This window comes from Kitasatospora sp. NPDC058406 (assembly GCF_042722765.1).
In the GTDB taxonomy this organism is placed as follows: domain Bacteria; phylum Actinomycetota; class Actinomycetes; order Streptomycetales; family Streptomycetaceae; genus Kitasatospora.
On the sequence record NZ_JBHXKE010000236.1, the window covers coordinates 11,378 to 14,234 of the forward strand.

Sequence of the window (2,857 nt, forward strand, 5' to 3'; positions counted from 1 at the left end):
CGTACTCGATCGCCAATGTCGCCAACCAGACGAACGCGACGGTGTGTTCGATGTCGCCGATTCCGGCGGGTTGGGTGATCACGAGTTCGTACAGCAGCGGCGGGTGCGCGGGCACCGGTTACGCGTACTCGATCGCCAAGATCACCACGCAGACCTACGCCACCGTGTGCTCGTTCTCGCCGATCCCGGCGGGTTGGGTCGTCTCCGGCTCCGTCAGCACCAGCGGCTGCGCCGGCAGCGGCATCGCCTACAACATCCGCAAGGTCTGACCTTCCGCCGTCGAGGTCCTGTTCAGAGGCGACCGCCCGCGCCGCGCGGGTGCTGCCGGTCCGTTCCGCCCCGCCGGGTGTCATCCGGCGGGGCGGAACGCCGTGAAGGGGGAGTGCGGCGCGCCTGGTACGTGCGGGCGCGGAAATGCGGGCGACAGGGGCCCGTGGCGCGAGGTAGAAAGGCCGCGTCCTCCGGAAGGGACCGGGGGCGGGAGCGTCGGAGGACGAATGCGGGCTGCGCGGTGAAGTTGAGGACCACCATCCACCGGGTCAGGACGGGGCGGGGGGAGTACCGGGTGGTGTCCGCCGTCCCGCGGGAGGGCCGGGCCGCGCTGTACGAGAGCCAGTTCTCGATGCAGTTGTACGCCGACCGCGCGGGGGCCGGGGTTCTGGCCACGGCCTGGGCGCTGGCCGCACGCTCGCGGCGCTCGCTGGTCCACCTGCCGCTCCGGGCCTGGGCCCGTGGACCGGTCGGAATGTCGGACTGGGTGCACAACGGGCTCGGGCTGGACCTCGTCCTGTTCCAGCACGGTGTGGGCCTGCCGCCCTCACGGTGGAAGGAGGTCCGGGCCCGGCTGGGCGCGGGGGCGCCGCACACCGTGGACATCCCGGAGACGGACTTCCCGGCGGAGGACGGGATCGACTACGCGCGCCACCGCCACGCCGAGTGGCGGGACGGGCTGCATTTCGCCATCGCGGCGCGGACGTTGTTCGTCTCGGGGACCGCCGAGGCGTTCCGCTGGTCGGGATCCCTGGTCAGGTCGCTCGGTACTGAGGGGCCCGCGGCGGCGGCCGGGTACTCGGGGGGCGTTCACTACTGCGTCGAGCTGGACCACGAGCCCGGTCAGAGCCGCGGGAAGGGCTTCTGGACGCAGGCGAAGACGGACCCCGGGATGCTTCACATCGAGTACGCCCCCGGCTGGCGGGCGGCCTGACGGGAGGGCACGACGGCTCCGCCCGGTCGTGCCGGGCGGAGCCGTCGGGGAGCGGTTGTCAGGCGGTGCCGAACTCGCCGGACCGGACGGCGTCGACGAAGGCCGTGAAGGCGTCGGCCGAGAAGATGAGCGCGGGGCCTTGGGGGTCTTTGGAGTCGCGCACGGGAACGGTACCGGGGAAGCTCGCGGAGACCTCTACGCACTGACCGCCGTTGTCGGAGTATGACGATGTGAACCAGGATGCGCCGGACAGTTCGGGGTTCATGGGGCTAGCTCCTTTCGAGCCTTCTGGTTGGAGGCCAGGTCAGACGCTGCCGAACTCGCCGTCCTGGACGGCGGCGACGAAGGAGTGCCACGCGCCGGCAGGGAAGACGAGCGCGGGGCCCTGGGGGTCCTTGGAGTCGCGGACCGGGACGGCGCCGGAGAATCCTGCGGCGACTTCAACGCAGTTCCCGCCGTTCTGGCTGTGGCTGGACTTGACCCAGACGGCGCCGGTCAGGTCTACGGGGATGGTGCTGCTCATGGTCGGAGGTCCTTCCGGGCTGCGCGGATCGCTTCCAGGGAGGCCACATCCGAGCTGGCTCCCACCTGGAGCCGATCGTAGTCCCTGGCCCACATCGTGACCGTTGTGGATTCCCTGGTGAGAAAGCCGCGTTCCTGAGACTCGGTGTACCCGAGCATGCTGCGGTCGGCCATGGTCAGCAGAACCAGCGGCAATGCGAGGGTTCGACGCTCGCCCATCGAGAACGGCGCCACCTGAATGATAGTCCTGGGTTGGTCGGCCAACTCGGCGAGATGTTCCAGTTGTTCCCGCATGATCCGCGTTCCGCCGACCAGTCGGCGAAGGCAGCTCTCATCGAGCACCGCGTGAACCAGAGGCGAATCCCGGGTTCCGAAACGCTGCTGACGGGAGAGCAGGTAGGAGACTCTCCCCTCGGCCTCCTCATCGGTGATGACCCCTCGCCGCAGATCTGCGCCGGCCAGGGTCTCCGCGTAGGCCTTCGTCTGGAACAGCCCGGGGATGACGCCGAGCTCGAACTGTCGGAGCTCGACGGCCTTCGCCTCGTACGCCGCGTACTCAGGGAAGCCCTCCAGCAGTGAGGATCCGTTCAGGCTCCAGTACATGAGTTCCAGAGTCCCACCGGTCATCAGTACCTTGTCGGCGCTCTGTACCCAGTCAAGTGTGGGATTGCGTGTCCCTCGTTCGAGGTTCGAGATCTGGCTGTCACTCAGCCCCGTCCGCTGTCCCAGTTGGATCTGGTTCAGCCCGATTGCCTTCCTTGACCTGCGGAGTTGGACACCGAAGGCCGCAAGTGGAGATGCCGATGGGTTGAGCTCCGCCTCACGCACAATCAGACCTCTTCGATCCCTGAATCCCATGGAGAAATCTGTCAAGTGGGAATGGCTTCCGATAGTAGGGGTCGGCGGGCCACGATGGCTACACCCCGTGAGAGATCCGGGACCCTGTGCGACCAATGGAGCCCCCATGCCCAGTTGCCCCCGCATGCCCGTGTACACCCCCGTCGTCGGGGAGGTGGTCCGTGACTTCGGGTGCCGTGTCCCCGCCGGTGGGGTGCTCGAAGGCGTCTACATGGACACCCTCGGCGGCCTCGCCTACCTCCGCCACGAGGGCGGCGGCTGCGAGTGGACCAC

Annotated in this window: 4 protein-coding genes and 1 pseudogene; 2 read left to right on the forward strand and 3 right to left on the reverse strand. The window is 68.5% G+C overall.

Annotated elements, in window-relative coordinates; translation table 11 throughout:
• Positions 1-269: pseudogene (locus tag ACFWOG_RS33045) on the forward strand (hypothetical protein); the annotation flags it as partial.
• Between the two features lie 299 nt (positions 270-568).
• Positions 569-1,204 (forward strand): hypothetical protein, encoded by a 636-nt coding sequence (locus tag ACFWOG_RS33050; RefSeq protein WP_329883825.1) that lies wholly within the window; start codon positions 569-571, stop codon positions 1,202-1,204.
• Between the two features lie 58 nt (positions 1,205-1,262).
• Here ACFWOG_RS33050 and ACFWOG_RS33055 read toward each other — a convergent pair whose 3' ends face one another.
• The 3 genes from ACFWOG_RS33055 to ACFWOG_RS33065 are packed head-to-tail and all read right to left on the reverse strand — an operon-like array spanning position 1,263 to position 2,584.
• Positions 1,263-1,469, reverse strand: coding sequence for a DUF397 domain-containing protein (locus tag ACFWOG_RS33055; protein ID WP_380362832.1), 207 nt, complete (start codon positions 1,467-1,469; stop codon positions 1,263-1,265).
• Positions 1,470-1,508: 39 nt separating this feature from the next.
• Positions 1,509-1,727, reverse strand: a complete 219-nt coding sequence (locus ACFWOG_RS33060; protein ID WP_380362834.1) for a DUF397 domain-containing protein — start codon at positions 1,725-1,727, stop codon at positions 1,509-1,511.
• A complete protein-coding gene (locus tag ACFWOG_RS33065; RefSeq protein WP_380362836.1) occupies positions 1,724-2,584 on the reverse strand; it encodes a helix-turn-helix domain-containing protein in 861 nt (286 codons plus the stop codon). Before ACFWOG_RS33065 ends, ACFWOG_RS33060 begins: the two co-directional genes overlap by 4 nt.
• Positions 2,585-2,857 lie beyond the last annotated feature (273 nt).

What these genes read in the sequence shown, in the direction of transcription:
- ACFWOG_RS33060 (WP_380362834.1), bottom strand. Translation starts at nt 1,727, where the DNA reads ATGAGCAGCACCATCCCCGTAGACCTGACCGGCGCCGTCTGGGTCAAG.
- ACFWOG_RS33055 (WP_380362832.1), bottom strand. Translation starts at nt 1,469, where the DNA reads ATGAACCCCGAACTGTCCGGCGCATCCTGGTTCACATCGTCATACTCC.
- ACFWOG_RS33065 (WP_380362836.1), bottom strand. Translation starts at nt 2,584, where the DNA reads ATGGGATTCAGGGATCGAAGAGGTCTGATTGTGCGTGAGGCGGAGCTC.